Annotated in this window: 19 protein-coding genes; 9 read left to right on the top strand and 10 right to left on the bottom strand. The window is 68.0% G+C overall.

The annotated features are described in order from the left end of the window. Positions 1 to 12 precede the first annotated feature (12 nt). The 9 genes from ACFJGT_RS17710 to ACFJGT_RS17750 all read right to left on the bottom strand — a co-directional run bounded on the left by ACFJGT_RS17710 (position 13) and on the right by ACFJGT_RS17750 (position 10,682). Positions 13 to 1,917 carry a CocE/NonD family hydrolase gene (locus ACFJGT_RS17710; RefSeq protein ID WP_377840289.1) on the bottom strand — a complete coding sequence of 635 codons (1,905 nt, stop codon included), beginning with the start codon at positions 1,915 to 1,917 and terminating at the stop codon, positions 13 to 15. 11 nt (positions 1,918 to 1,928) lie between these two features. After that, a complete protein-coding gene (locus tag ACFJGT_RS17715; RefSeq protein ID WP_377840293.1) occupies positions 1,929 to 3,536 on the bottom strand; it encodes an ABC transporter substrate-binding protein in 1,608 nt (535 codons plus the stop codon). 14 nt (positions 3,537 to 3,550) lie between these two features. Then, positions 3,551 to 4,579 carry an ABC transporter ATP-binding protein gene (locus ACFJGT_RS17720; RefSeq protein ID WP_377840295.1) on the bottom strand — a complete coding sequence of 343 codons (1,029 nt, stop codon included), beginning with the start codon at positions 4,577 to 4,579 and terminating at the stop codon, positions 3,551 to 3,553. Next, the gene (locus ACFJGT_RS17725) at positions 4,576 to 5,547 is read right to left on the bottom strand and encodes an ABC transporter ATP-binding protein (RefSeq protein ID WP_377840298.1); all 972 of its coding nucleotides are present in this window, start codon (positions 5,545 to 5,547) and stop codon (positions 4,576 to 4,578) included. Before ACFJGT_RS17725 ends, ACFJGT_RS17720 begins: the two co-directional genes overlap by 4 nt. Positions 5,548 to 5,550: 3 nt before the next feature. Continuing rightward, positions 5,551 to 6,471 (bottom strand): ABC transporter permease, encoded by a 921-nt coding sequence (locus ACFJGT_RS17730; RefSeq protein ID WP_377840301.1) that lies wholly within the window; start codon positions 6,469 to 6,471, stop codon positions 5,551 to 5,553. After that, the gene (locus tag ACFJGT_RS17735) at positions 6,471 to 7,442 is read right to left on the bottom strand and encodes an ABC transporter permease (protein ID WP_377840304.1); all 972 of its coding nucleotides are present in this window, start codon (positions 7,440 to 7,442) and stop codon (positions 6,471 to 6,473) included. The genes ACFJGT_RS17730 and ACFJGT_RS17735 overlap by 1 nt, the downstream gene beginning before the upstream one ends. Before the next feature lie 106 nt (positions 7,443 to 7,548). After that, a complete protein-coding gene (locus ACFJGT_RS17740; protein ID WP_377840306.1) occupies positions 7,549 to 8,448 on the bottom strand; it encodes a LysR substrate-binding domain-containing protein in 900 nt (299 codons plus the stop codon). Positions 8,449 to 8,511: 63 nt separating this feature from the next. Then, positions 8,512 to 9,894, bottom strand: a complete 1,383-nt coding sequence (locus tag ACFJGT_RS17745) for an ATP-binding protein (RefSeq protein ID WP_377840308.1) — start codon at positions 9,892 to 9,894, stop codon at positions 8,512 to 8,514. Beyond that, positions 9,891 to 10,682: a response regulator gene (locus tag ACFJGT_RS17750; RefSeq protein ID WP_377840310.1), complete on the bottom strand. Its 792-nt coding sequence runs from the start codon at positions 10,680 to 10,682 to the stop codon at positions 9,891 to 9,893. The genes ACFJGT_RS17745 and ACFJGT_RS17750 overlap by 4 nt, the downstream gene beginning before the upstream one ends. Before the next feature lie 155 nt (positions 10,683 to 10,837). On the opposite strand from ACFJGT_RS17750, the gene ACFJGT_RS17755 reads away from it, so the two are divergent. The 5 genes from ACFJGT_RS17755 (at position 10,838) to ACFJGT_RS17775 (ending at position 14,846) form a co-directional block, all read left to right on the top strand. Then, entirely contained in the window at positions 10,838 to 11,056 is a 219-nt protein-coding gene (locus ACFJGT_RS17755) for a hypothetical protein (RefSeq protein ID WP_377840313.1), read from the top strand. 71 nt (positions 11,057 to 11,127) lie between these two features. Then, complete coding sequence (locus ACFJGT_RS17760) at positions 11,128 to 12,579, top strand: TolC family protein (protein ID WP_377840316.1); 1,452 nt, start codon at positions 11,128 to 11,130, stop codon at positions 12,577 to 12,579. A gap of 14 nt (positions 12,580 to 12,593) precedes the next feature. After that, on the top strand, positions 12,594 to 14,030 hold the full coding sequence (locus ACFJGT_RS17765; RefSeq protein WP_377840319.1) for a multicopper oxidase family protein: 1,437 nt from the start codon (positions 12,594 to 12,596) through the stop codon (positions 14,028 to 14,030). Positions 14,031 to 14,058: 28 nt separating this feature from the next. Then, a complete protein-coding gene (locus ACFJGT_RS17770; RefSeq protein WP_377840321.1) occupies positions 14,059 to 14,541 on the top strand; it encodes a plastocyanin/azurin family copper-binding protein in 483 nt (160 codons plus the stop codon). A 26-nt stretch (positions 14,542 to 14,567) separates the two neighbouring features. Next, a complete protein-coding gene (locus tag ACFJGT_RS17775) occupies positions 14,568 to 14,846 on the top strand; it encodes a copper-binding protein (protein WP_377840324.1) in 279 nt (92 codons plus the stop codon). Between the two features lie 205 nt (positions 14,847 to 15,051). On the opposite strand, the gene ACFJGT_RS17780 is transcribed toward ACFJGT_RS17775, so the two are convergent. Continuing rightward, positions 15,052 to 15,804, bottom strand: a complete 753-nt coding sequence (locus ACFJGT_RS17780) for an IclR family transcriptional regulator (RefSeq protein WP_377840327.1) — start codon at positions 15,802 to 15,804, stop codon at positions 15,052 to 15,054. A gap of 195 nt (positions 15,805 to 15,999) precedes the next feature. Between ACFJGT_RS17780 and ACFJGT_RS17785 the strand changes: the two genes are divergently transcribed. The 4 genes from ACFJGT_RS17785 to ACFJGT_RS17800 are packed head-to-tail and all read left to right on the top strand — an operon-like array spanning position 16,000 to position 20,984. Then, a complete protein-coding gene (locus ACFJGT_RS17785; protein ID WP_377840331.1) occupies positions 16,000 to 16,941 on the top strand; it encodes an ABC transporter permease in 942 nt (313 codons plus the stop codon). Continuing rightward, the gene (locus tag ACFJGT_RS17790) at positions 16,938 to 17,819 is read left to right on the top strand and encodes an ABC transporter permease (protein WP_377840334.1); all 882 of its coding nucleotides are present in this window, start codon (positions 16,938 to 16,940) and stop codon (positions 17,817 to 17,819) included. Before ACFJGT_RS17785 ends, ACFJGT_RS17790 begins: the two co-directional genes overlap by 4 nt. Then, entirely contained in the window at positions 17,819 to 19,606 is a 1,788-nt protein-coding gene (locus ACFJGT_RS17795) for a dipeptide ABC transporter ATP-binding protein (RefSeq protein ID WP_377840336.1), read from the top strand. The genes ACFJGT_RS17790 and ACFJGT_RS17795 overlap by 1 nt, the downstream gene beginning before the upstream one ends. 25 nt (positions 19,607 to 19,631) lie before the next feature. Beyond that, positions 19,632 to 20,984 (top strand): MmgE/PrpD family protein, encoded by a 1,353-nt coding sequence (locus ACFJGT_RS17800; protein ID WP_377840339.1) that lies wholly within the window; start codon positions 19,632 to 19,634, stop codon positions 20,982 to 20,984. The last annotated feature ends 2 nt before the right edge of the window (positions 20,985 to 20,986 follow it).

The following is a 20,986-nucleotide window of genomic DNA, read 5'->3' on the forward strand; positions in this document are numbered from 1 at the left end:
GGCGGGACCGGGTCAGCCCGCGCAGCTTGCCAAACCCGACAGCGAAGCCAGCGGCACGACCGGAATGACGATCCGGGACGCGCGCGCGCCGTCGCAGAACACCGTGTTGCGCGCGACCTGCCGCGTACGCCCCTGCCCTTCCGGATCGAACGTATTGGGGTTCACGTCGAATTTCGGAAAGTTCGACGACGAGATGTCGAGCCTGATCCGGTGCCCGGCCTTGAACAGCGTCGCCGTCGCGAAGGGCTCGATCGTGATCCGGAACGGCACCTCCGGCTCGATCGGCTCCGGCTTCTCCCAGGACTTGCGATAGCGGCAGCGGAAGATGCCATCCGTCAGGTTGAGCGCGAAGCCCGTGGGATAGTCCGCGGACGGAGGATGCATGTCGACCAGCTTGGCGGTGAAATCCGTGTCGGGCGCATCGGAGGCGACCCAGAGCTCGACCGTGATCGGCCCGATCACCGCCATGTCCTCTTCCAGCGGCAGGCTTTCGAAGGCGAGCACGTCGCGCCGCGCGATCAGGGGCATGCCGGCATCGCGCGAACCGAAGAAGCGCGGTCCCTCGCGCTGGTCGAAGCCGCCGCCCTCGAAAATCGGCTGGCCGCTGGTCAGCGCGCCGCCGATGGTGGGCACCGGGTCGGCCGGGTCGAAATCATAGGTCAGCGGCGCAGCGTCGGGAGCCGGCGCATCGCGCGAGAGCCGACCATTGGCGTGAATATACCAGGCTTGCTGATCCGTGCCGGGCAGCGGCCAGTGCGAGGTCTCGATCCAGCGTCCGCCCTGGACGAGGCGCCCATCGGCATCCTTCTCGCCCGAGCCGCCGCCCATCAGGAACAGGCGCAGAGTCGGATCGGCTTCAAGCCCGTTGGGCTCGTCCCTGAGCCAGCGATCGAACCAGCGCTTGCGGAAATCGAGCCAGCTCGTGCCGACATTGCCGTCGAAGGGCGCGGCCTCGCCGAAGGACGTGTCGCCGGCGAAGGTTGACTGGCGGTTGCCGTGCAGGCCGGCCCCCATGATGACGTTGAGATGCCGCCGGCCCGAAGCGCCGAGTCCTGCGAAATTGTCGAAGGTCGTCTTCACGTAGACGTCGTACCAGCTCGACATCAACAGGATCGGGATGTCCGGCACGGCGTCGTAGAAGCCCTCCAGCCACAGGCCCGGCCGTTTCCATTCCGGGCCGAAGGTGCCGGCGCGCCACTGGTCGAGCAGATAGGTCTCGTATTCCGGCACCCAGCGCACCGGCGAGCGTCCCTCGCTCCACGGCATGACGCGGAACCAAGCATGCAGGTCCTCCGCGGCGAGCCCGGCCGCGACGACGGGGTCGGCGACAGCATCCGGGCTTTCCTGCGCCCGGTTATAGGCCCAGGTCGCCTGCTTGAGCTCGAAGGCACCGCCCTGACGGATGCCGCACGAGAAGGCGTTCGAGAAGCCGCCGGAATCGAGGATCATGCAGGCGAGGCCGGGCGGCGTCAGCGAGGCCAGCGCCGCCTGGGTATGGGCGGCATAGGACAGGCCCATCGTGCCGATCCGGCCGTTGCACCAGGGCTGCGCGACGATCCAGGCGCAGGTGTCGTAGCCATCCTCGGCATCGGAGACGTATTTGACGAATTCGCCCTCCGAGCCGTAGCGGCCGCGGCAATCCTGATACACCACGGCATAGCCGGCCCGAACGAAATGAGCCGCGACCTGGGTGCGGGCCATCGGCTTGGCCTCGCCGCGGCCGATCTCGGAGCGAGAGAGCTCCGCCTTGCCATAGGGCGTGCGCTCCATCACGACGGGGAAGGGACCGGGAAGGGCCTGCCCGTCCCGTGCGGGCAGATAGATATCCGTGGCGAGCCGCACGCCGTCGCGCATCGTCACCATGACGTCCTTCAGCGTGACGACGTCATCGCTGCCCTCCGGGGCAGTGGTCTTCATCGATGGCGCGTTCACTTGGCCAGCCCCGCCCGCGCCGCCGTGGTGTCCTCGGCCATGTTCGCCTCGTAGGTGATGTTGGCCTTCGAGGCCCAGGCGATCTTCTGCCAGTAGAGCGGGATCACCGGCAGGTCGCCGAAGACCATCTTCGACGCCGCCTGGATGCCGGCGATGCGCTTGGCCTCGTCGAACTGCGTCAGCGCCTCGGCCAGCGCCTTGTCGAAGGCCGGGTTGGAATAGCGCGCACGGTTAAAGCCGCCGGTGCCGGCCTTGGAATCGGCGGTCATGAACAGGTTGCGCATGCCCGGCCCCGCGGTCGGCGTCGTCGTGCCCAGCGAGAAGATGAAGGCGGAGAAGCTCTGCCGGCTCGCGGCGCTGGCATAGACGTTATAGGGCTGCGTCATCACGCCGTTCACCTTGATGCCGCCGCGCGAGAACATCTGGCCGATCGCCTGCGCGATATCCTTGTCGCCGGCGAAACGGTCGTTCGAGGAATGGATGGTGATGCCGAAACCGTCCTTCAGCCCGGCCTGCTGCAGCAGGGCCTTGGCGCCGGCGAGATCGTTGGCGACGGGCTTCAGCGAGGGATCGAAGCCGGCGACGCCCTCGGGCACGAGCTGGCCGGCCGGCACGCCGGCACCGTTGAGCAGCCGCTCGACGATCGCCGGCACGTTGATCAGCTTGGCCAGCGCCTGCCGCACCCGCAGGTCCTGCAGCGGATTGGGCTTCAGCGGCTTGCCGTCCTTGTCGGTGACGAAGGGGCTCTCCTCGCGTGCCGTGTCGAGCGCGAGATAGATCAGCCGGGCCGAAGGGATGACATGGACCTTGAGCCCCGCCGTCTTCTCCAGCACCGGCAGGTCGGCCGGCGGCACGCCGTCGATCAGGTCGACCGCGCCCGAGCGCAGCGCCGCGACGCGGGCGGCGTCATTAGCGATGAAGCGGATCGTCACCGTCTCGAAGGCGGGCTTCGGCCCCCAATAGCCCTCGTTGCGCGTGAGGATGACGCGGTCGCCCGGCACCCATTCCTTGAACTTGTAGGGGCCGGAGCCGACGAGCCCGTCGCCCTTGTTGTAGTCCTGCAGCGACTTGCCCTCGGCGGAGGCGCGCTCGAGGATGTAGACGAAGCCGACCCGCTCCATCAGGTCGGGCGTCGGCACCTCGGTCTTCACCTCCAGCGTCGTCGCGTCGATCGCCTTCGCCGAGGTCACGCCCGAGACGTTGTTGGAGAACGGCGCCGGGCTGTTCGGAACGTTGCGGGCGCGCTCCAGCGAGAAGGCGACATCGTCGGCGGTGACCGGCTTGCCGTTCTGGAAACGGGCATCCTTGCGCAGGTTGATCCGCCATGTCGTCGGCTCGACCGCCGACCAGCTCTCGGCGAGGGCGGGCTGCATGCGCAGATGCGCGTCGGTCTCGACCAGCCGGTCGAAGATCTGCATGGCGATGTTCTGGTTCGGCCCGGTGCGGGAGAACAGCGGGTCCATCGCCGAGGGCTCGCTCGCCGTGCCGATGATGAGATCGGCGGCCTGGGCGAAGCCCGCGCTGCCGAGCCAGGTGACGCTGGCGAGCAGGGGCAGGAGCGCGGTGAGGCGGGGCTTGGCGGTCGTGCGAAGCTTGGAGGTCATGCGATGTCTCCTCTTCAGGCGCTCGTGCCGACCGGGAGCGGCACGGCGGCATTCTGGTTCAGGTGGCAGGCGCTGAGATGCCCCTCAGCGATCGGTTCGAGAACTGGCCGTGCCTGGGCGCAGGGCGTGAAGATGCGCGGGCAGCGCGGATGGAAGGCGCAGCCGGAGGGCGGATGCAGCGGCGAGGGAATTTCGCCGCGGATCGGCGTGAAGGCGCGCCGGCGCTCCTTCACCGAGGGCAATTCGCGCAGCAGGGCCGCGGTATAGGGGTGGTTCGGCGCGGCGAAGAAGGCATCGGCCGGCGCGGTCTCGACCACGCGGCCGAGATACATGATCGCGACCCGGTCGCTGATATGCTTCACCACGCTGAGATCGTGGCTGATGAAGAGATAGGTCAGGCCGAGCTCCTCGCGCAGATCCATGAACAGGTTGATGACCTGAGCCTGGATCGAGACGTCCAACGCCGAGACCGACTCGTCGCAGACGATCAATCGCGGCTTGACCGCGAGCGCCCGGGCGATGCCGATGCGCTGGCGCTGGCCCCCGGAGAACTGATGCGGGTAGCGCTTGCGATAGGAGGGATCGAGCCCGACCTTCTCGAGCAATTCCGCCACATAGTCGTCGACCTCCCCGGCCCGGACGAGGCCATGCACCCGCGGCGCCTCGCCGACGAGATCGACGACGCGCTTGCGCGGATTGAGCGAGGACATCGGGTCCTGGAAGATCACCTGCACGGCAAGGCGCATCTCCAGCGCCTCGCTACGCGAGAGCGAGGCGACATCCTTGCCCTGCCAAAGCAAGGTGCCCTCCGTCAGCGGCAGCAAACCCGCGAGCAGCCGGCCGAGCGTGGACTTGCCGCAGCCGGATTCGCCGACGAGGCCAAGCACCTCGCCCTGCCGGATGGCGATGTCGACGCCTTCGACGGCATGGACGGTTTCCTCGGAGATGTTCGCGCCAAGCGCGCGGGCGAGTTTCTCCGCGGCATCGAGCCCGCGGGAAAAGCGTCGGACCAGGCCGCGTCCTTCGATCAGGGCTCCGGTCATGCTGCGACTCCGGGCAGAAGGGGGTGGTGGCAGCGGAAGCTGTGACTCGCGCCCTGAAGGACGGGCTCCTCCCGGCAGATTTCGCTCGCCGCGAAGCAGCGCGTCCGGAAGGCGCATCCGGCGGGCCGTGCCAAGGGCGAAGGCGAGAGGCCGGGGATCGGATGCAGCCGCTCGCCGCGCGCCGCATTGGCGGGCAGCGCCTCCATCAGGCCGCGCGTATAGGGATGGGCCGGCCGGTCGAGCACGTCATCGGTGGCGCCGGTCTCGACGATGCGGCCGGCATACATCACGGCGATCCGGTCGGCGAGGCTCGCGACGACGCCGAGATCATGGCTGATCCAGATCAGCGCCATGCCGAACTCGCTCGCCAGCCGCCGCACCTCGAACAGGATCTGCCCCTGGATGGTGACGTCGAGCGCGGTCGTCGGCTCGTCGGCGATGATCAGGTCGGGCCGGTGCAGCAGCGCGATCGCGATGGCGACGCGCTGGCGCATGCCGCCCGAGAACTGGTGCGGATAGGCCTTGAGACGCTCCTCCGGCGAGGGAATGCCGACGAGACCGAGCGCGTCGCGGGAGCGCTTGCGCGCCTCCTCCCGCGAGACCGCGTCATGGGCGAGCACGGCCTCGACCATCTGCGTCTCGATCGAGAGCACCGGATTGAGCGTCATCATCGGGTCCTGGAAGATCATCGCGATCTTCTTGCCGCGCAGGCGCCTGAGCCGCTCGGTCGGGAGCCCGACGAGGTCCTCGCCCTGGAACAGGATGCGCCCGCCCGCGACCCGTCCGGGCGGCTCGATCAGCCCCAGGATCGAGAAGCCGGTGATCGATTTGCCCGAGCCGGACTCGCCGACAAGCCCGAGGATTTCGCCGCGGTCGACGCTGAAGGAGACACCGTCCACGGCGCGGACGAGGCCCGCGGAACTGGCGAACTGGGTTTCGAGATTCTCGACGGAGAGCACCGGGGCCATGGCTCAGCGCTCCGCGAGACGGGGGTTCAGCACTTCGCGCAGCCGGTCGCCGACGATGTTGATGCTGAAGACGAGGGTGAGCAGCAGGAGTCCGGGATAGACGCTGATCCAGTACTGGCCGGCGAGCAGGACCTGATAGCCATTGGCGATCAGCAGGCCGAGCGAGGGCTGGGTGATCGGCAGGCCGATGCCGAGGAAGGACAGCGTCGCCTCGGCCGAGATCGCGTTCGCGACCTGGAGCGTGCCGATGACGATCAAGGGCGAGAGGCAGTTCGGCAGGAGATGGCCGAAGAGCATGCGCGGTCGCGACAGGCCGAGCATCCTGGCCGCCTCGATATAGTCCTTGCCCTTCTCGACCAGGGCTGCGGCGCGGACGGCGCGGGCGAACATCGCCCATTGCACCAGCACCAGCGCGAAGATGACCTTGCCGACGCCCTGCCCGAGGATGGCGAGCAGCATCAAGGCGACGAGCAGGGTCGGGAAACCCAGCATCAGGTCGACCAGCCGCATGATCACGCTGTCGACGCGCCCGCCGAAATAGGCAGCCGAGAGGCCGAGCACGGTGCCGACGACGAGCGCGACGAGGCCGGCGAGGACGCCGACGAAGAGCGAGGTCCTGAGGCCGTAGATCATGGCCGAGAGCATGTCGCGGCCCTGCACGTCGGTGCCGAACCAGTAGCGGGCGCCGCTCATGCTCTCCGCGCCCGGCGGCAGCTTGGAGTCCATGATGTCGAGCGTCGAGAGGTCGTAAGGGTCCTGCGGAGCCAGCGCCGGGCCGAACATCGCGGTCAGGATGAGCAGGATGCAGACGACGGCGGCGATCGTCGCCTTCGGGCTCTTCAGGATGCCGGCGAGCGAGCGCGCCAGCAGGCTGTCGGCATCGGGGCGCAAGGCCGCGAACAAGGCTGGTTTCGCGAGAGCCATCAGTTGCGCCCCAGCCGGATGCGTGGATCGAGGATCGAGTAGAGCACGTCGACCGCGAAGTTGAGCACGATGAACAGGCTGACGACGACGAGCAGGTAGGCGACCACCACCGGCCGGTCGAGCCGCATGATCGAGTCGATCAGGAGCTTGCCGATGCCGGGCCAGGCGAAGATCGTTTCGGTAACGACGCCGAAGGCGATCAGCGAGCCGATCTCCATGCCGATCACGGTGACGAGCGGGATCATGATCGTCTTCAGCACATGCACCAGCACGACCCGGCGCTCGGTCAAGCCCTTGGCGCGGGCGAACCTGACGAAATCGAGCGGCATGGTCTCGCGCACGCCGGTCCGCGTCAGCCGGATGACGAGCGAGAGCTTGAACAAAGCGAGGTTGGTCGCCGGGAGGATCAGGTGGCGGATGCCCTCCCAGGAGGCGAAGCTGGTCTCGATGCCGAAGATCTGCCCGGTCGGCCCGCGCCCGCTGGAGGGCAGCCAGCCGAGCCAGACCGAGAAGATCATCACCAGCATCATGCCCTGCCAGAAATTCGGCAGGCTGAAGCCCAGGATCGAGCCGGTCATGATGGTCTCGTCCACAACGGAGCGCGGCTTCAGGCCGGCGATCAGGCCGAGCGGGATGCCGATGACGAGCGAGATCAGGATCGCGACCAGCGCGAGTTCCAGCGTCGCCGGCAGGCGCTCCAGGATCAGCGAGATCGAGGGCTGGTTGAAGACGAAGGAGCGGCCGAGATCGCCCTTGAGCGCATTCCCGAGGAAGGCGAGGAACTGCACCGGCAACGGCTTGTCGAGGCCGAGCGAGGCTTCGACCTGCGCCCGTTCGGCCGGGGTGGCGTCGGGCGCGATCAGCATCTCCGCGGGGTCGCCGATGGCATAGACCCCGACGAAGACGATGACGGCGGTCGCCGCCAGCACCAGCAGGCTCTGCATCAATCGTCGAATGACGAAGACGGTCATCGATGGCTCCCGGCATTGGCAGGGCGGCGTGATCGCCGTTCACCTGTCATGCCGACCATGAGCGGCACCGGAAGCCTCCGCAACCTTATGCGCAAAGCGCATCGGGCTATGTGCTGGCCTGCGCCTCCAGCCGGGTCTTCAGGATCTCGGTGAAGGCTTCCGCCGAGCGCGACATCGGCGCGCCCTTGAGCGTGACGATGCCGTAGGCGCCGTGGATGCAGGGGCTGAACGGGCGCTGCGCGATTGGCAGGTGCCGGTAGAGCCCGGCGATGAGCTCGGGCACCACGGCGACGCCAAGACCGCGGGCGACGAGCCCGCAGGTGGCCTCGACCGAATGGACCTCGATGCGCACGATCGGGAAGACGCCCGCCCGCCGCAGCTGCCGCTCGAAGGCGAGGCGCGCCGGCCGCTGGCGACCCAGCATGATCAGCTGATGTCCCGACAGGTCGCGCGGTACGAGATTGGGCCGGTCAGCCAGCGGATGGCCGGCCGGCATGATGCAGACCGACTCCGAGCGCACGATCTCGCGGGCCTCGAAACCCTTGTTGCGCGGCGGCAGGCTGACGAAGCCGAGATCGGCGACGCGCGCCAGCACCATCTGCTCGATCGCGTCGTAATGCCCCCCGATCAGCTCGACCGAGGCGTCATGGCGCTCCGCCAGATAGGTCTCGATCACTTCCGGCATCACCGTCGCGATGAAGGAATGCGGCACGGCCACCTTGAGGAAACGCTGGCCGACGGTCCCGGCCCGCAGGTCCTCGGTGTAGCGTTTCAATCGCGCGACGAGCGAGGCGAGCTCTCCGACCTCGTCCATCAGCGCGAAGGCTTCCGGCCGCGGCAGCAGGCGGCCATTGCTGCGCTCGAACAGCTCGAAACCGAGCTCCTCCTCAAGCTGCGTCAGCTGCCGGCTGACCGCCGATTGCGACAGGCCGAGCGTGACGGCGCCGGCGGTGGTGGAACCGCCGCCCATGACGGCACGGAAGATTTCGATCTGCCGGATCTTCATCGATCGGAGTTCTCGCGATGGTCGGTGCCGGGTCGCCGGCCGATGAGATGATCCAATAGCGGATCAGCCCTCCCCGCCAGCACTTCTTTCCGCCGCCGGTCGATCGAGCCGCGGCAGGGAGATCGTGACGCGAAGCCCGCCTTCTGCCCGGTTCTCCAGCGTGACGCTGCCCTCATGCGACCTGACGACGGCCCGGGCGATGGTGAGGCCGAGCCCGGAGCCCCCGGTCTCGCGGCCGCGCGATTCCTCCAGCCGCACGAAGGGGAGGAAGACGCGCTCCCTGTCGTCCGGCGCTATTCCCGGTCCCTCGTCCTCGATCGTCACCACGACCTGACCATCGACCGCGGCGATGCCGACCGCGGCCGATCCCCCGTATTTCACCGCATTGCCGATGACGTTCGAGAAGGCCCGCTTCAGCGGCAGGACGCGGCCGAGGATCGGGGCCGAATTCAGGCCCGACAGGTTGACCTTGTGCCCCTGGTCGAGATGCTCGTCGACGATGGTCTCGACGACCGAGGCGAGATCGATTGGCCGAACCGCCTCGCTCGAGACGCCGCCGCGCAGATATTCCAGCGTCGAATCGATCATCTCCTCCATCTCGCCGAGATCGGCATCGATCAGGCGCCGCGTCGCGTCGTCGTCGAGCAGTTCGGAGCGCAATCGCAGGCGGGTGATCGGCGTGCGCAGATCATGCGACACCGCGGCCATCGCCTGCATGCGCTCGGCGACGAGGCGCTGGATGCGCTCGCGCATGGTGTTGAAGGCCCGCGCGGCACGGCGGACCTCGGCCGGGCCATCTTCCGGCAGGGGCTGTGGCACCTGATCGAGGCTGAAGCGCTCCGCGGCGAGTGCGAGGTCGCGCAGCGGCCGGGTCGCCCAACGCAGCAGCAGCAGCGCGACGACGACGATCCCGACGGCGAAGCAGATCATGATCGCGGTCAGGTTCCAGTCGAGATGCTGGGCGGCGCCGAGTGCCGACGACGAGAAATTGACCCAGCTGCCATCCTCGAGCCGGATCGAGACCAGCAGCAGGTGCCGGTCGGTTGCGGCCCCGCCGTCATCGGCGAGCCCGACGCGAAAGGACTCGGCCGCGAGATCGGGCGCGAATTGCTGCAAGTGCGCTTCCATCTGGCGCGTCCGCTCCGTCGCCGGCACGTTGCCGAGGATGAGGCTGACCTTGCTCCAGTGGACTTCGAGGCTCGCGCTCGACAGGTCATGCGCGACGCGGTCCCGCTCCGTCCCGTCCGGGATGCTGGCGATGGCGCGCTTGATCGAGACGATGCGCTCGGCGAGGCTGCCGTCGCGCCCGGCCGAAGCGAAGCTTTCCACGCCGACGCGGAAGGCCCAGTAGCCGAGCAGATGGAAGGCGAGCAGCGCCGCGACCAGGATCAGGATCGCGCGACTTGCCACCGTATCGGGCCAGAAGCGTCCGGGCAGCCTCGTCAAGCGGTCAGTCCTTCGTGATGTCCGACCGTGGAAGCGAACAGGTAGCCCGCGCCCCGCACCGTCTTGATCAATTGGCCGCCGCTGGCATCGGCCTCGAGCTTGCGGCGCAGGCGGCTGATCTGGACGTCGATCGTCCGGTCGAACGGATCGTCGCTCATCCGCGCCTTGGCGAACTGCATCAGCGCCTCACGCGACAATACCCGGTTGGCATGCTCGACGAAGGCGACGAGCAGGTCGAACTCACCGGTCGAGAGATCGATCAAGGTCCCGGCCGGCGATTGCAACTCCCGGCGCCTGAGGTCCATGCGCCAGCCGTCGAAGGTTACGAGCGCGCTCGCCTGCGAGACCACCGCGCCCTGCCCCGCCCGCGCCCGACGCAGCAGGGCCCGGATGCGTGCGAGCAATTCGCGCGGGCTGAACGGCTTGGTGACATAGTCGTCCGCCCCGCCTTCGAGACCGACGATACGGTCGCTCTCCTCGCTGCGCGCGGTCAGCATCACGATCGGAACATGGGAGGTCGCGCGCAGATCGCGGCAGAGCTCGACGCCCGAGCGGCCGGGCAGCATCAGGTCGAGGACGATCAGGTCGATGGCGCTATGCGCCAGCGCCTCCATCATGGCCCGGCCATCCGGCGCGCCGGTCACCTGATAGCCGTGCCGCTGCAGGAAGCGCGCGACCAGAAGCCTGATCTGCGGATCGTCATCCACCACCAGGATATGGCCGTGATCGTCGTTGGTCGGCGCGACAGGCGCCTGATCCGTCTCGTGTGCTGCGTTCCCTGACATCATGATGCCGTGCGAGCGCCGGCTCTCCTCTTCTGTGCGAACCGAACCATAGCGCGCCCGCGACCCGGCGGCCCGCATCGCTTTGAAACAATTTGTAACGGACGCCCGCGGATCGGCGTTGCTACCCCTGCTCCACCGCAACAGGGGAGCCGTGAGTCGTGAGCTTGGTGAAGCTGCCGTTCCTGGGGGCGATCGGTCTGGCACTCGGTGCCTGCACGGTCTCCGCCCTTCCAGACCATCTGGCCCGGCCGGCTGATCCGAATGCCCGTGTCCCTGCCGTCACCTATGGCAGCGTCACGGCCGGCGCCGCCACCTACCGTCCGGCTGAGCCCAAGGACTGGCGCGAACTCAACCGCCGGGTCGGGCCGAAATCATGACCAAGCCATTCCATCGCCCTGCCTCGCCCTTGCCTGCCTCTCTTGAAAGACCGGCTTCGACTGCTCCCACCATGAGCCGCACCGGCCGATTTCTGCGCCTCTGGCTTCTTGCCGGCGCCACCGCATTGCTGGGTGGCTGCGCCGGGTTCTCCACTGATGCCGGCATGGGCGCGATCCAGAACGCAACCTATGCCGATATCGGCAAGGACGTGACCAAGATCGGTGACGACCAGACGGCTCTGACCGCCAAGGCGCGCGTCGACCAGCTCCTGCGCAAGCCGTTGACCGCGGATGCGGCGGTGCAGGTCGCGCTGCTCAACAATCGCGGTTTGCAGGCCGCCTTCAACGAGCTTGGCATGGCGGAGGCGCAGATGGTTGCGGCGAGCCTGCCGCCCAATCCGCGCCTCGGCATCTCCAAGCTCTCCGGCCGCTTCGAGGCCGAGATCGAGCGCCAGATCGTCGGCAGCCTGCTGGCGCTCGCGACCCTGCCGGCACGGGCCGCGATTGCCCGCGACCGCTTCCAGACGGCGCAGATGCGGACAGCCGAGGCGGTGCTGAAGCTCGCGGCCGATACCCGCCGCCAGTACTATCGCGCAGCCGCCGCCAACGCGCAGGTCGCGTTCTATCAGGAGGCCAAAAGCTCCGCCGATGCGGCATCCGAACTGCTCAAGCGGCTCGGCGAATCCGGCGGCGTCAACAAGATCGACCAGGCCCGCGAATTCGCCTTCGAGGCCGAACTCACCGTGCAGCTCGCGCAGGCCCGCCAGCAGCAGCGCCAGGAGCGCGAGCGGCTCATTCGCCAGCTCGGCCTCTGGGGCGACGACCTGACATTCCGCGTCGGCAGCCTCCCGCCCTTGCCGCGCCTGCAATCGGTCAAGGCGATCGAGGCCGAGGCCTTGCGCAAGCGCGTCGATCTCCGGATCGCGCGGGCCGAACTCGACACGCTCGCCAAATCGCTCGGCCTCACCCAGGCGACGCGCTTCGTCAACGACATCGACCTGCTCGGCCGGCGCACCTATGACCGCAGCCGCAGCATCAACGACCACGGCCATGTCGAGCGCGAAGCCAGCCGCAGCCGGACGCTGGAACTCGAGATCGACATCCCGATCTACGATTTCGGCCAGTCCAAGGTCGCGCTCGCCGAGCAGACCTACATGCAGGCCGCCAACAGGCTGGCGGAGAAGGCGGTCAACATCCGCTCGGAAGCCCGCGAGGCCTATACCGCCTACCGCGCCCATTACGACATCACGCGCCAGTACCAGACCAACGTCCTGCCGCTGCGCAAGATCATCCAGGAGCAGTCGCTGCTGCAGTACAGCGGCATGCTCAACGACGTGACCGACCTGATCGCGGATGCCCGCGGCCGCATCCTCTCCAACGTGGCCGCGATCAATGCCCGCCGCGATTTCTGGATCGCCCATACCGATTTCAAGCACGCGCTGATCGGCGGCGGCAGCGGAGGTGACGGGTCGGCCACCGTGGCTGCGGGCGGCGGCGGCGAAGCCGGCGGCGCCGGCCACTGAAGGAGCTGACGGATATGACATCCCTTTCCCGCAGAGGCTTCATCGGCTCGTCCGGGCTGGCTCTGGCCGGCGCCGCGGCGGTCTCGGGCCGCACCGCCTTCGCCGCCGTGCCGGAGGCGCCGACCATGACCGAGGCTGCAACGCAGGCCCCGCTCGTGCCGACCACGGGGCCGGACTACCAGCCGGTCGCCACGCTCAACGGCTGGTCGCTGCCCTGGCGGATGAACGGCGACTGGAAGGAGTTCCATCTCGTCGCCGAGCCGGTGGTGCGCGAGCTGGCGCCCGGCATGAAGGCCTATCTCTGGGGCTATAACGGCCAGTCGCCGGGGCCGACGATCGAGGCGGTCGAGGGCGACAAGGTTCGCATCTATGTCACCAACAAGCTGCCCGAGAGCACGGCCGTGCACTGGCACGGCCAGCGCCTGCCCAACGGCATGGACGGCGTCGGGGGGCTGACGCAGCCGCATATCCCCTCCGGCAAGACCTTCGTCTACGAGTTCCTGCTGCGGCGCTCCGGCACCTTCATGTACCATCCGCATTCGGACGAGATGGTCCAGATGGCGATGGGCATGATGGGCTTCTTCGTGGTCCACCCGAAGGACCCGGCCTTCCGCCGCGTCGACCGCGACTTCGTCTTCCTGCTCAACGCCTTCGATATCGAGCCCGGCTCCTATGTGCCGCGCGTCGCCGAGATGACCGAGTTCAACATGTGGTGCTGGAACAGCCGCGTGTTTCCGGGCATCGACCCCTTCGTCGTCGGCCTGAACGACAAGGTCCGGATCCGCTTCGGCAACCTGACCATGACCAATCACCCGATCCACATGCACGGCTACGAATTCAAGGTCTCCTGCACCGATGGCGGCTGGGTCGACCCGGCGGCGGCCTGGGACGAGGTCTCGGTCGACGTCGCCGTCGGCCAGATGCGCGCCTTCGACTTCGTCGCCGACGAGCCGGGCGACTGGGCGATCCACTGCCACAAGTCGCACCACACCATGAATGCCATGGGCCACTCGGTGAAAAACTACATCGGCGTCGACAAGAAGGACCTGGCCAAGCGCATCGCCAGGATCGCGCCCGGCTACATGCCGATGGGCTCGAACGGCATGGGCGAGATGGGCGCGATGGAGATGCCGCTCCCGGACAATACCCTGCCGATGATGACCGGCTTCGCCCAGTTCGGCCCGGTCGAGATGGGCGGCATGTTCTCAGTGGTGAAGGTCCGCGATGGCCTGGCGAAGACTGACTACAAGGACCCCGGCTGGTTCAAGCATCCAGAGGGAACCGTCGCCTACGAGCTCAAGGGCACGAAACTCGGCGAAGCGCCGCGCGCGGCACCGCCCGAGAGCGGCGTCAAGGCAGCCGAATGGCGCGCTAAGGACCCGCGCAAGCCGAACCTCGGGCCGGACGGCAAGCCCCGCCCCGCGACCAAGAAACCGCATTCCAACCACTGACATGCCGTTCCGGGATCAGGAGAATCTCATGAGCACAGCAGCATTCAAGCTCGCCGCGATCGCGGTCTTCCTCTCTGCCGGGGTAGCGCTCGCGGGCCCCGGCGCCGCCGGACACGGCCATGGCGACGAGACCGCCTATGGCAAGGCCGGCGACCCGAAGAAGCCGGCCCGGATCGTCCAGGTCGTGATGGCCGAACGGGACGGCAAGATGTCGTTCATCCCGGACCGGATCGAAATCCGCCGCGGCGAGCAGATCCGCTTCCAGCTCCGCAACAACGGCGAGCTCGACCATGAGCTCGTGCTGGCGACGCTGGCGGAGAACCTCAAGCACGCCGTCGAGATGCAGAAGAACCCCGACATGGAGCATGACGACCCGAACGCAAAGCGGCTCGCGCCGAAGAAGACCGGCGAGATCGTCTGGGCCTTCACCAAGGCGGGCGAGTTCGATTTCTCCTGCCTGATCCCCGGTCACCGGGAAGCCGGCATGACCGGCAGGATCATCGTCAAGTGAACACTCTCAGCCGAAAGGAACCTGCCATGCTGAAGACCGCCGCTGCCCTCGCCTTCCTCGTCGCCGCGCTGCCGGCCGCCGCCCAGTCGGTCAACGGCACCGTCACCAAGATCGACGAGGCCCAGGGCAAGCTCACCATCAATCACGGCCCGATCAAGAACCTCGACATGGACGCCATGACCATGGTGTTCCGCGCCGGCGACCCGGCCATGCTCAAGGGGCTGAAGGCCGGAACCAAGGTCAAGTTCGACGCCGACCGCGTCAACGGCCAGCTCACCGTCACCAAGCTCCAGCCCGCCAAGTGACGATGGCTGAAGGAGGCGGGCGCGCGCGGCGCGTCTGCCTCGCTCGCACCGCTCTGGTCACTCTGGCAGCGCTGATGGCTGCTCCGGCGGTAGTAGCCTCCGATGGCGATCTGCAAAGGGGCCTGCCGGCCGGGTGCACCGGGCAGGGAGCGCGATCGCTAGGTCATTTCTCTTTGCTTCATTGCGTGGCAGCGGTGCCTCCCGCTCAAGCCAGGCAGTCCCGCAAGATCCGGATCTGGTCCTCGACCCACTCGTCCGTCATCATCTCCAGCGGCGCATTGAATGAGACCGCCATGTTGACGTCGTGCGGGGCCTGGCTCGGACGGGGCAGGCCGATGCCGCCCTGTCCCGGGAAATAATACCCCATGTTGAGCGCATAACCGCGGCGCTGGGCATCGGTGACCTGCCCGAGAATGACATCGCCGTCGACATGGCGCCCCGAGGGATGCTTCAGGTAGCGCTCGGCATTCGCCGCGAGGATCTGCCGGATCGCGGCCTCCGGTAGGAGCGACATCAGCGCGAGGCTGCCGGCACCCACGCCCATCGGCACGCGGTAGCCCACCCCCATCGAGAACTGGCGCCGCGTCGAGCGGCTGATCATCTCGGCGCAGACCGCATCGACCCCGGACTGCACGATCAGGTAGACGGTGAAACCGGTCAGGCGCGCGAACTCGGTCATGCCGGGGCGGACCTTCTCGACCTGCGGCTCGAGCCGCTCCTGCCGCCGCGCCAGCATCGGCACGGCCGAACCGAGCCGGTAATGGCCATAGCGCCCCGTCGGCTCGGCAAAGCCCTTCTGCAAGAGGGCGACAAGGCTGCGATGCGCCACCGACTTGGCGCAGCCCATGCGCTCGGCGATCTCCGCCAGGCTCAATCCTTCAGGCCCGACCTCGCCGAGCGCCAGGACGATATCCAGGGCGCGCTCGGCATTGGACGAGGAACTGAGGGGCTTCGTCACAGCTATAATTCCGATTATCAGAACAAATCACAGCATATCATACCGAATACAGGAATTTGTTGACAAGGGCCGGCTTCTCCGTTCCGCTAGGGCTGCTGCCGGAGCGTCGAGACGTCTAGGAGCGCCTCGCCGTCCGGCAGCCAAAGGCAGCCGCACCAGCCCCATCGCTGGTCGGACAATGCGGGGGCGAACCGGATGGTGTCATTCCTGGCGAGGCGTCTGGGCTTCGCCGTCGTCACATTGTTCAGCGTCCTGACGCTGGTCTTCCTGATTGTCCGGATCCTGCCGGGCGATCCCGTCCTGGTGATCCTCGGCGACCAGGCGAGCCCGGCCAGCGTCATCGCGCTGCGCCAGCGCCTCGGCCTCGACCAGTCGCTCCCCGTCCAGTACGGGCACTTCCTGCTCCAGGCCCTGCGCGGCGACCTCGGCACCTCGATGATCTCCGGCCGGCCGGTGACGCAGGAGATCCTCGCGGTCCTGCCCTATACGCTCGAACTGACCATCGCGGCCCTGATCCTGGGCGCCGCGCTCGGCATCCCCGCCGGCGTCTGGGCCGCGGTCCGGCGTAATCGCCTTCCCGACTATGTGCTGCGCCTGCTCTCGCTCATCGGCCTGTCGCTGCCGGCCTTCGTCGCGGCGATCATCCTGCTGATGGTCTTCGCCATCCAGTTCCGCTGGTTCCCGGTGATAAGCGCCGGCGGCGCCGACACACTGACCGAGCGCCTGCGGCAGATGGCGCTGCCGACGCTGGCGCTGGCGCTGATCATGATGGCCTACATCACCCGCGTGACGCGTTCGGCGATGCTGGAGGTGCTCAGCCAGGATTTCGTCCGTACGGCGCGGGCCAAGGGCGCCTCCGCCTCGGCGGTGATCTGGTCGCATGCGCTCGGCAACTGCCTGATCCCGATCACCACCGTCATCGGGCTCTATCTCGGCATCCTGATCGGCAATTCGGTGCTGACCGAGATCGTGTTCTCGCGCCCCGGCCTCGGCAAGCTGATCCTGACCGCGCTCAGCCAGCGCGACTACACGCTGCTGCAGGGGATGATCGTGGTCTACACGCTGATGGTCGTCGTCGTGAACCTGCTGACCGACCTGACCTACGGCTTTCTCGATCCGAGGGTGCAGTACAAATGAGCGAGATCGCCTCGGAAGCCGCCCGTCCCGTCGCCCGCCAGAGCGCCTTTCGCGGCGTGCTCGGCCGGCTCAACCTCACGACCTGGATCGGCGTCGCCATCGTCGTGCTGCTGGTGCTCGCCGCGATCTTCGCCCCCTGGCTCGCGACCCATCCGCCGGCGAAGCAGAACATCATGGAGCAACTCGCGCCTCCCGGCGGCGCGTACCTGCTCGGCGCCGACCAGTTCGGCCGCGACATCTGGTCGAGGCTGCTCTTCGGCGCGCGCTACTCCCTCACCATCGGCCTTTTCGCGATCCTGACGGCGCTGGTGATCGGCTCGCTGATCGGGATGACAGCGGGCTATCGCGGCGGGCGAACCGACATCCTGCTCATGCAGGTGATGGACGTCATCCTCGCCTTTCCCTCGCTGATCCTCGGCCTCGCGCTCGTCGCGCTGATGGGCGCGACGATGACCAACATCGTCATCGCCATCGCCTTCACCGCGACGCCCGCCTTCGCCCGGATCGCCCGCGCCGCCGTCATCGCCCAGCGCGACCGCGAATATGTCCAGGCCTGCCGCGCCATGGGCTTCTCGGGAGGGCGCATCCTGTTCCGCCATATCCTGCCGGCGATCCTGCCGGAGGTGATGGTGATGACCTCGCTCTGGATGGCGACCGCCGTGCGCACCGAAGCCTCGCTTGCCTTCATCGGGCTTGGCCTCGCGCCGCCGACGCCGACCTGGGGCGGCATGGTGCGCGAGGGCTTCGAGAACATCCTGAGCTCGTTCCATCTCGCGCTCTTCCCGAGCCTCGCGATCCTGATCCTCGTGCTCGCCTTCAACCTGATCGGCGACGGCCTGCGCGACGCGATCGATCCCCGCCTCAAGGACGCCTCGTGATGGTCGGCAAGAACACGAGCGACAAGCCTGTCCTGTCGGTCAGCGGCCTGACGATCGCCTTCGGCTCGACCACCGTCGTGCACGATCTCGGCTTCGAGATCGCTGCCGGTGAAACGCTTGCCGTGGTTGGCGAATCCGGCTCGGGCAAGAGCGTGACCTCGCTTGCCATCATGGGCCTCCTGCCCGAGCGGATCGGGCGGGCAAGCGGCTCGGTCAAACTCGGCGACCGCGAATTGCTGACCCTCAGTGAGTCCGAGATGCGCGGGGTGCGCGGCGGCCAGGTCAGCATGATCTTCCAGGAGCCGATGACCTCGCTGAACCCGGTCCAGCGCATCGGCGACCAAATCGGCGAAGCGATCCGCATCCACCGCGGCCTCAAGGGCGCCGCGCTGCGCGAGGCGGTGCTGGAGATGCTGCGCAAGGTGCGTATCCCCGATCCCGAGGAGCGCATCGACAACTACCCGCACACCTTCTCCGGCGGCATGCGCCAGCGCGTCATGATCGCGATGGCGCTGGCCTGCAACCCGGCACTGATCATCGCCGACGAACCGACCACCGCGCTCGACGTCACCGTGCAGGCGCAGACGCTGGCACTGCTCAAGGACCTCCAGCGCGAGACCGGCACGGCGATCCTGTTCATCACCCATGACATGGGCGTGGTCGCGGAGATCGCCGACCACGTCCTCGTCATGCGCCGTGGCCGCGCCATCGAGCAGGGCACGGTCCACGAGGTCTTCTCCAACCCGCGCGACGCCTATACCCGCAGCCTGATCGCGGCGGCACCGAGCCTCGTCGGCAAGCTCGCGGACGGCACTATTCCCGCGCGCGGCGTCGAAGGCGTACCGCTCACCTTCCGCGGCGACGTGCCCGTTCTGGAAGTGCGCGACCTCTCGGTCCGCTTCCCCTCGCGCGGCGGCCTGTTCGGGCGGCTCAAGGGCGAGGTCCATGCGGTCGAGCAGGTCTCCTTCGCCATCGGCAAGGGCGAGACGCTCGGCCTCGTCGGTGAATCCGGCTCGGGCAAGTCGACCATCGGCAAGGCGATCATCGATCTGGCCCCACGCCATTCCGGTGAGATCACCGTCGCCGGCCGCGGCATCGACTATGCCGATCCGCGCAGCCTCGCCACCTTGCGCCGCGACGTGCAGATGATCTTCCAGGACCCGTTCGGCTCGCTCGACACCCGCCAGAGCATCGGCTCGGCAATCATCGAGCCGATGCAGGTCCATGGCATCGCCTCCGGCAAGGAAGCCCGCTCCAGGATGGAATGGCTCCTGGAGCGCGTCGGTCTCGATCCGGCCCGCGCCACTAGCCTGCCGCATGAATTCTCCGGCGGGCAGCGCCAGCGCATCTGCATCGCCCGGGCGCTCGCGATGACACCCAAGCTGCTCATCGCCGACGAGGCGGTCTCGGCGCTCGACGTCGCGATCAAGGCGCAGATCATCGACCTGATGATCGACCTGCAGAAGGAATTCGAGGTCTCCTATCTCTTCATCAGCCACGACATGGCGGCGATCGAACGGATCTGCGACCGCGTCGCGGTGATGTATTTCGGCGAGATCGTCGAGATCGGTGCGCGCGACGACGTCATCGGCCGGCCCGGCCACGGCTATACGCAGCGGCTCCTGTCGGCGATCCCGATCACCCATCCGGACCAGCGCAGCAGCCGGCCGCCGCAGCGTGTCGACGCCACGCCGCCGCGCAGCCCGATGAAACCCGTCGGCTACCGCCCGCCGCCGCCGCGCTGGGAGATGATGGCCGATGGCCATTTCATCCGCCGGGCGAGCTAATCACTCAGGAGCCGGAACGCGAACCATGCACGCCATCGAGGAACTCGCCGCCTTCGTCGCTGACCACCCTGAGGGCGCCCTGCCGGCAGAGGCGCGGGAGAGCGCCTCGCTCCTGGTCGCCGACCTGATCGGGGCCACCGCAGCCGGTCTGGACTCGCGGCTCGCCAGCGCTGCCCGCACCGCGGCCGAACAACTCTACGGCTCCGGCCCGGCCGGCATCTGGCTGACCGGCACCAAGCTCGGCGTTGCCGGCGCCGCCATGGCGAATGCGGCGGCGGCAAGCGCGCTCGATATCGATGACGGCCATCGCGGCGCGGCCGGCCATGCCGGGGCCGGCATCATCCCGGCAGCCTTCGCCGTCGGCCAGGCGCTCGACGCCTCCGACGAACGCATCTTCGACGCGATCGCACTCGGCTACGATGTCGCGCTCAGGGTCGGGACATCGCGGCCGACGCCGACGATCGAGACCTATAGCAGCGGCCGCTGGGTCAATTACGGCGTCGCCGCCGCAGCCGGGCGCCTGCTCGGGCTCGACGCACCGGCACTCGCCCACGCCATGGCGATCGCCGGAGCCGAGGGGCCGATCAGCTTTCCGATGGGCTCCTCGAAATACCAGGGCAGCACGGTGAAGGAGGTCATCCCGCCGGCCGTCGTTGCCGGCCTGACCGGCGCCTACCGGGCCCGCGCCGACGCCACCGGCCCGCGCGACCTGCTCGACCGCGACGACCGCTTCACCCGCAGCGTCCTGACCGGCGGGCTCGGCGCGCGCTGGTGGCTGGAGGATTGCTACCTCAAGCCCTATGCCTGCTGCCGGTACATGCATGCCGCGATCGATGCCATCCTGGCGCTGCGCGAGCCGGGCAAGCCGATCGTCTCGCTGCGCATCGAGACCTTCCCGCGCGGGCTCGGCCTAGCCAACGAGCGCGCGCCGCAGACGCTCGAAGGCGGCCAGTACAGCTATTATTTCAGTTGCGCGCTCGCAGCGATCCATGGCGCTGCCGCCCTGCAGCCGGTCGATCCCGCCCATCTCCACGATCCGCAGGTGCTCGAACTCGCCGGCCGGATCGAGCTCTCAGCCCATGACGATTTCGCCGCCGCCTTCCCGAAGAGTACGCCCTGCCGTGTCATCCTCGACCAGGGCGAGGGCCCGCGCAGCCTGACGGTGCCCTACCCGCTCGGCGATGTCGCCAATCCGATGAACCGCGCGCAGGTCACCGAGAAATTCCGGCGCATCGGCGCGGCGAGCGTCGCGCCCGACTGGCAGGACACGATCCTGACCGCGCTCGATGGGCTGACACAGGCCGGCTTCCGGCCACTTTTCGCCGCGCTCGGCACGCAGCCGGCGCGGCTGCGACTGGTTTCAACAGGGGAAGGCTAACA

This window comes from Allobosea sp. UC22_33, assembly GCF_042700715.1.
Lineage (GTDB): Bacteria > Pseudomonadota > Alphaproteobacteria > Rhizobiales > Beijerinckiaceae > Allobosea.

Coding starts and splice junctions, on each gene's coding strand:
- ACFJGT_RS17710 (WP_377840289.1), bottom strand. CDS start 1,917: ATGAAGACCACTGCCCCGGAGGGCAGCGATGACGTCGTCACGCTGAAG.
- ACFJGT_RS17715 (WP_377840293.1), bottom strand. CDS start 3,536: ATGACCTCCAAGCTTCGCACGACCGCCAAGCCCCGCCTCACCGCGCTC.
- ACFJGT_RS17720 (WP_377840295.1), bottom strand. CDS start 4,579: ATGACCGGAGCCCTGATCGAAGGACGCGGCCTGGTCCGACGCTTTTCC.
- ACFJGT_RS17725 (WP_377840298.1), bottom strand. CDS start 5,547: ATGGCCCCGGTGCTCTCCGTCGAGAATCTCGAAACCCAGTTCGCCAGT.
- ACFJGT_RS17730 (WP_377840301.1), bottom strand. CDS start 6,471: ATGGCTCTCGCGAAACCAGCCTTGTTCGCGGCCTTGCGCCCCGATGCC.
- ACFJGT_RS17735 (WP_377840304.1), bottom strand. CDS start 7,442: ATGACCGTCTTCGTCATTCGACGATTGATGCAGAGCCTGCTGGTGCTG.
- ACFJGT_RS17740 (WP_377840306.1), bottom strand. CDS start 8,448: ATGAAGATCCGGCAGATCGAAATCTTCCGTGCCGTCATGGGCGGCGGT.
- ACFJGT_RS17750 (WP_377840310.1), bottom strand. CDS start 10,682: ATGATGTCAGGGAACGCAGCACACGAGACGGATCAGGCGCCTGTCGCG.
- ACFJGT_RS17760 (WP_377840316.1), top strand. CDS start 11,128: ATGAGCCGCACCGGCCGATTTCTGCGCCTCTGGCTTCTTGCCGGCGCC.
- ACFJGT_RS17765 (WP_377840319.1), top strand. CDS start 12,594: ATGACATCCCTTTCCCGCAGAGGCTTCATCGGCTCGTCCGGGCTGGCT.
- ACFJGT_RS17770 (WP_377840321.1), top strand. CDS start 14,059: ATGAGCACAGCAGCATTCAAGCTCGCCGCGATCGCGGTCTTCCTCTCT.
- ACFJGT_RS17775 (WP_377840324.1), top strand. CDS start 14,568: ATGCTGAAGACCGCCGCTGCCCTCGCCTTCCTCGTCGCCGCGCTGCCG.
- ACFJGT_RS17785 (WP_377840331.1), top strand. CDS start 16,000: ATGGTGTCATTCCTGGCGAGGCGTCTGGGCTTCGCCGTCGTCACATTG.
- ACFJGT_RS17790 (WP_377840334.1), top strand. CDS start 16,938: ATGAGCGAGATCGCCTCGGAAGCCGCCCGTCCCGTCGCCCGCCAGAGC.
- ACFJGT_RS17795 (WP_377840336.1), top strand. CDS start 17,819: ATGGTCGGCAAGAACACGAGCGACAAGCCTGTCCTGTCGGTCAGCGGC.
- ACFJGT_RS17800 (WP_377840339.1), top strand. CDS start 19,632: ATGCACGCCATCGAGGAACTCGCCGCCTTCGTCGCTGACCACCCTGAG.